Source organism: Citrifermentans bremense R1, assembly GCF_000426865.1.
In the GTDB taxonomy this organism is placed as follows: domain Bacteria; phylum Desulfobacterota; class Desulfuromonadia; order Geobacterales; family Geobacteraceae; genus Geomonas; species Geomonas bremensis.
Map to the genome: position 1 here is coordinate 1 of NZ_AUGE01000060.1, position 5,829 is coordinate 5,829.

The following is a 5,829-nucleotide window of genomic DNA, read 5'->3' on the forward strand; positions in this document are numbered from 1 at the left end:
GAAATGGGCGAGGAACTGGTCGGAGTCAGCGGGGTTAAAAAGCGATAAGAGGTCCGCGGCAGTGAGCTTCATCTTGTTCGGCATCGGTTTGCACCTTTCATCAAGCGATCATTGATTGCATCATAGGCAACGCCGCCTCTCCCTGCAACATGAGAAACGCGGTCGCGTCTGTTTCATCTCCACTTCCCGCAGCGGGCAACCGGCAAGGGGTTGTTATCATCGTCCTTTTTGTTAGTCTTTTCCAATGATTTTTCAGCGGGGGAGACTTTCATGGGAAAGGAACGAGATATTCTGATCGTCGATGACAACCAGGTGGTCTGCGATGTTCTGACTGAACTATTCCGCAACGAGGGGTTCGACAGTTGGGGTGTTGCCACGGGCGAGGCGTGCCTCGATGAAGTGAACCATGCTTCCTGCAAGTTGGTGATGCTGGATGTGCGCCTCCCCGGGATCAGCGGCATTGAGGTTCTCGAAGCCATCCGGCGCGACCACCCTAGGACGGAAGTGATCATCATGACCAGCCATGTCTCGCTGGAGACGGCGGTCCAGGCCCTGCGCCTGGGAGCTCAGGATTACCTTTTCAAACCCTTCGACGACCTGGAGATGGTGATCGCCACAGTGAACAAGGCGCTGGAGCGCCGCCGCATGGTCGAGGAGCGCGACAAGCTGGTGCACACCCTGACCGACCTGGCCATCGAGAACGGCCGCATCCTCGCCGAATGCCGCCGGGTAAACAGCAGCCTGGAGGAAAAGGTGACGCAGCGGACCGCTGAACTTTCCAAGGCGAACCTGCAGCAAAAGGCCATCATCGCCGAACTGCACGAAGCGAAGGAAGCCGCCGAGGCAGCCAACCGGGCCAAGTCGCAGTTTCTCGCGAACATGAGCCACGAGATCCGCACGCCGATGAACGGCGTCCTCGGCATGGCCGAACTCCTGCTGCACTCAGAGCTCGACGAGAAGCAGAAGAGCTACGTCGAGATGCTGCACCAATCCGGCGAATCGCTCCTCGGCATCATCAACGACATCCTCAACATCTCCAAGATCGAGGCGGGAAGGCTGGAGATAGAGAGGATTCCTTTCGATCTGCACGAAACTGCGCGCGGCGCGGTGGAACTCTACCGGGAAGTCGGCCGGCGCAAGGGCGTAGCGGTGGAGCTGCAGATTGAGGAGGACGTTCCGCGCTGCGTCGTCGGTGACCCGAACCGCCTGCGGCAGGTCCTGATCAACGTCGTCAACAACGGCTTGAAATTCACCGAAAAGGGGTCGGTACAGGTTCGCGTCACCCTGGTGGAGCAGTACCAAAACGGGCAGTACGTAGCCTTTGAGGTGAAGGACACGGGGATTGGGATACCCGCTGACTGCATCGGCAACATCTTCGGCTTATTCGCCCAGGTGGACGGCTCGACCACGCGGAAGTACGGAGGGACCGGGTTGGGACTGGCGATAGCGAAGCAACTGGTGGAGTTGATGGGGGGCGCAATAGGGGTAGAGAGCGAGCCGGGACTGGGCTCCACCTTCACCTTCATCGTCTTCCTGCACCGGCACGCCGACCAGAGTCCATGCGACGAGGAGGGGGGCGACACGCCGGTCGAGCTGGATAATTCCATGATAGCGGCCCGGGAGGGGCGCAAATTCAACGCCCGCGTGCTGCTGGCCGAAGATAACCCGGTCAATTGCGAAGTGGCCTTCGCCATGATCGCCGCGCTGGGTTGCCAGGTCGACGTGGCCCAGGACGGAAGAGAAGCCGTCGAGGCCTTTACGCGCCAGCCGTACGACCTGATCTTCATGGATTGCCAGATGCCGGAGATGGACGGCTACCAGGCCACCCGAGCCATCCGCCAGCGGGAACTCGGCTCCGGCAGGCACACCACCGTGATCGCACTAACCGCACACGCCATGGCGGGAGCCAGGGAACATTGCCTCAGTGCCGGCATGGACGACTACCTCAGCAAACCTTTCAACCTCGCACAGCTACAGGAGCTGATCGCCAAATGGACCTCCCCCCACCTCGCCTGATCGACCTGTGCGCCGACTTTTAGTGCATCTCCTCGCTTTTGGAAAAAAGGTGCTATCACGTTCCCCCCTTTGCGAAGGGGGGGCAGGGGGGATTTCCTTTGCTTGTCTCCCCTCGCCCTCTGGGAGAGGGGCGGGGGTGAGGGAGGTGGCGGCAAGGGTGAGCTAAAAGCACCGCATGCGGCATTTCGCAATTTGCTCTTTTTTTCCTTCTTTCCCCGAGGAATTTAGTCGTATACTGGGCGGCATTTTTAACGTTTCTTCATTTAATTAAAATCACGTCCATCAAGTGCGGGAGTAAGGCGGGGGATAATGTTTCCAGCAACATGCCGCAGGTTCGTACAAGCAGTCAGCCTCGTAACAGTTCTTCTTTCCTTGTCTGCATGCTCCACCGAAAAAGAGAAACCGAAGGCCAAGCCGGCAATACCGGTGGCGGTCGCTACGGCGGCAAGAAAAGACGTCCCGGTGCAATTGAAGGCGATAGGGAACATCGAGCCCTTCAATTCGGTCGCCATCAAGTCACAGGTGAACGGCCAGATCGCCAAGGTTCATTTCCAGGACGGCTGCGACGTACAGAAGGGGGCCTTGCTCGTCACCTTGCAACCTGAGTCGTTCCAGGCGGCTCTGAATCAAAGCGAGGCGGCTCTCACGCGGGATCTCGCCCAGGCCAAGTTCGCCAGGGAACAGGCGGAACGCTACCGGCAGCTGGTCGCGGAAGGTATCGTCACCAAGGATCAGTACGATCAGCTGCGCACCAACGCCGAATCGGCCGCTGCAGCCGTAGCCGCGGACCGCGCCGCCATCGCCAACGCCCGGATCCAGCTCAACTATTGCTACATCCGCTCGCCCATCTCCGGCAGGACCGGAAACCTTGCGCTGCAGCTCGGCAATCTGGTCAAGGCGAACGACCTGACTCTCGTAACGATCAACCAGATCAGCCCGATCTACGCGACCTTCTCCATTCCCGAGAAGAGGCTCCCCGAGGTGAAAAAAGCGATGGCGGGGCGCGCCCTGAAGATAGAGGCCGTCGTCCCCAACGATCCGAACGGCAAGGAGACCGGCACCATCAGCTTCCTGGACAATGCCGTGAATAGCGCCACTGGGGCTATCCGGCTCAAAGGGGTCTTCGCCAACGCCGACCGCAAACTCTGGCCGGGGCAGTTCGTCGATGTGGTGATGACGCTCGGCGTGAGGCGAGATGCGGTGGTCGTCCCGACCCAGGCGGTGCAGGTCGGCCAGCAGGGGCAGTACGTCTACGTCGTGAAGCCGGACAAGACGGCGGAGATGAGGCCGGTCACCGTAGCCGCAGAGCAGGCGGGGGAAAGCGTCATAGAGAAAGGTGTGACCCCAGGTGAAACCGTGGTGGTCAGCGGCCAGCTGCGACTGACGCCGGGCGCGAAGATCGAGCTCCCCTCCAGCCAGCCTGCAGCGGTAAAAAGGCCATGAACATAGCGGAGCTTTTCATCCGCCGGCCGATCATGACCTCGCTCGTCATGATCGCCATCCTCATCTTCGGGATCGCCGCCTACCGGCTGCTTCCGGTGAACGACCTGCCCAACGTGGACTTCCCGACCATCCAGGTCAGCGCCAACCTCCCCGGCGCCAACCCGGACACCATGGCGTCGGCGGTAGCCACCCCGCTGGAGAACCAGCTCTCCACCATCGCCGGCGTCGACTCGATGACCTCCACCAACGGCATCGGCACCACCAGGATCACCATCCAATTCACCCTGGACCGCGACATCGACGCCGCGGCGCAGGACGTTCAGGCAGCCCTTTCGCTCGCCACCCGCGACCTGCCGAAGAACATGCCGACCCCGCCGTCGTTTCGCAAGGTGAACCCGGCCGACCAGCCGGTCCTCTACCTGGCGCTTTCTTCTCCCACACTCCCCCTTTCCGCCGTCGACGAGTATGCCCAGACCATCATCGCGCGGAGGCTTTCCACCATCAGCGGCGTGGCCCAGGTGAACGTGTGGGGGTCGCAGAAATACGCGGTGCGCGCCCAGCTCGACCCGAGGATCATGGCGTCGCGCAAGATCGGCATAGACCAGGTGGCGACCGCCATCGGCGCGGCCAACGTCAACATGCCGACGGGGGTATTGGACGGGGCCAAACAGGCGCACACCATCGACACCAACGGTCAGCTCTACAAGGCCGAGGCCTACCGCCCCATCGCCGTCGCCTACCGCGACGGGGCGCCTATTCGGCTGGAGGAGATCGGCAAAGTCATCGACAGCGTCGAGAACGCAAGGACCGCCAGCTGGTACAACAACACCCGCGCCATCATCCTCACCGTGCAGCGCCAGCCGGGGACCAACACCATCGAAGTCGTGGACAGCGTGAAGAAACTGCTGCCGGCCTTCCGCTCCCAGATGCCTGCCTCAGTGGAGCTGAACGTCCTCTACGACCGCTCCACCATGATCCGCGAGTCGATGACCGACGTGAAGTACACCCTTTGCCTCACCATCTGCCTGGTGATCATGGTGGTCTTCCTGTTCCTGCGCAATTTCTCCGCCACCGTCATCCCCTTCCTGGCCGTACCGATGTCCATCGTCGGGACCTTCTCGGTCATGTATCTCCTCGGGTTCTCCGCCAACAACATCTCCATGATGGCCATCACCCTGGCCGTCGGCTTCGTCGTCGACGACGCCATCGTCATGCTGGAGAACATCGTCAGGCACATGGAAAAAGGAGAGGGCGCCATGGAGGCCGCCCTCAAAGGATCCAGGGAGATAGGGTTCACCATCGTCTCCATGACGATATCGCTCGTCGCCGTGTTCATTCCCGTGCTCTTCATGCGGGGGATACTGGGGCGGCTGCTGCACGAGTTCGCCGTCACCATCAGCGCGGCCATCCTCGTTTCCGGGTTCGTCTCCCTGACCCTGACCCCCATGCTCTGCAGCCGGTTCCTGAAGCCGCAGTCAGCCATCCAGCACGGCCGCTTCTATCTGGTAATGGAGCGTTTCTTCGACGGACTGCGTGATCTGTACGGGCGCACCCTGAGCCAGGTCCTTTTGCATCGCCGGGCCACCATGGCGGTAACCCTCGTCATAACCATCTTGACCGTCTGGCTCTTTATGAGGATCCCCACCGGATTTCTCCCCAGCGAGGACACCGGTAGGCTGAACGCCGACACCGAAGCCGCGCAGGGGACCTCGTTCGCCGAGATGAAGCAGCTCCAGGAGTCGGTGGCGCAGATCATCGCCAAGGACCCAAACATCGAGGGGTTCATGTCGTCCATCGGCAGCGGCAACACCGGCCGACTCTTCATGCGTCTGAAGCCCAGAAGCGAGCGGAAGCTTTCCGCCGACGAGATCATCCAGGAACTGCGCCCCAAGCTCGCCAAGTTGCAGGGGATAAAGGTCTACCTGAGAAACGTCCCCTCCATCCAGATAGGCGGCACCTCGTCCAAGAGCCTGTACCAATTCACCCTGCAGGGGCAGGACACGGACGAGCTCTACAAGGCCGCAGCCGAGTTCGAGACCAGGCTGCGCTCGGTACCCGAACTATTGGACGTCGCCAGCGACCTGCAGATCAGCAACCCACAAGTGCGCGTCGAGATAAACCGGGACAAGGCCGCAGCCTTGGGATTGTCGGTGTTGCAGGTGGAGGATGCCCTCTCCTATGCCTACAGCACGCGGCAGGTGTCGTCCATACTCGCGCCGAGCAACCAGTACCAAGTCATCCTGGAGCTGGACCCTCTCTACCAGGGAGAGCCGGCTCCCGCCGTGTCAAAATAGTTGTCGCCTCAATAGCTCACCTGTAAACTGCGGGCGGAGGAGGCAATCACATGGCTCGATACTCACAAGAATTCAA

At 61.0% G+C, this 5,829-nt stretch carries 3 protein-coding genes; all 3 read left to right on the top strand.

Annotated features, from left to right (window positions below):
* The first annotated feature begins 270 nt into the window (after positions 1-270).
* The 3 genes from K419_RS0118495 to K419_RS22415 all read left to right on the top strand — a co-directional run bounded on the left by K419_RS0118495 (position 271) and on the right by K419_RS22415 (position 5,753).
* A complete protein-coding gene (locus tag K419_RS0118495) occupies positions 271-2,016 on the top strand; it encodes a response regulator (protein WP_026842848.1) in 1,746 nt (581 codons plus the stop codon).
* Between the two features lie 309 nt (positions 2,017-2,325).
* Positions 2,326-3,459 (top strand): efflux RND transporter periplasmic adaptor subunit, encoded by a 1,134-nt coding sequence (locus K419_RS22410; RefSeq protein WP_035497537.1) that lies wholly within the window; start codon positions 2,326-2,328, stop codon positions 3,457-3,459.
* Positions 3,456-5,753 carry an efflux RND transporter permease subunit gene (locus tag K419_RS22415; protein WP_318842544.1) on the top strand — a complete coding sequence of 766 codons (2,298 nt, stop codon included), beginning with the start codon at positions 3,456-3,458 and terminating at the stop codon, positions 5,751-5,753. The genes K419_RS22410 and K419_RS22415 overlap by 4 nt, the downstream gene beginning before the upstream one ends.
* The last annotated feature ends 76 nt before the right edge of the window (positions 5,754-5,829 follow it).

What these genes read in the sequence shown, in the direction of transcription:
- K419_RS0118495 (WP_026842848.1), top strand. Translation starts at nt 271, where the DNA reads ATGGGAAAGGAACGAGATATTCTGATCGTCGATGACAACCAGGTGGTC.
- K419_RS22410 (WP_035497537.1), top strand. Translation starts at nt 2,326, where the DNA reads ATGTTTCCAGCAACATGCCGCAGGTTCGTACAAGCAGTCAGCCTCGTA.
- K419_RS22415 (WP_318842544.1), top strand. Translation starts at nt 3,456, where the DNA reads ATGAACATAGCGGAGCTTTTCATCCGCCGGCCGATCATGACCTCGCTC.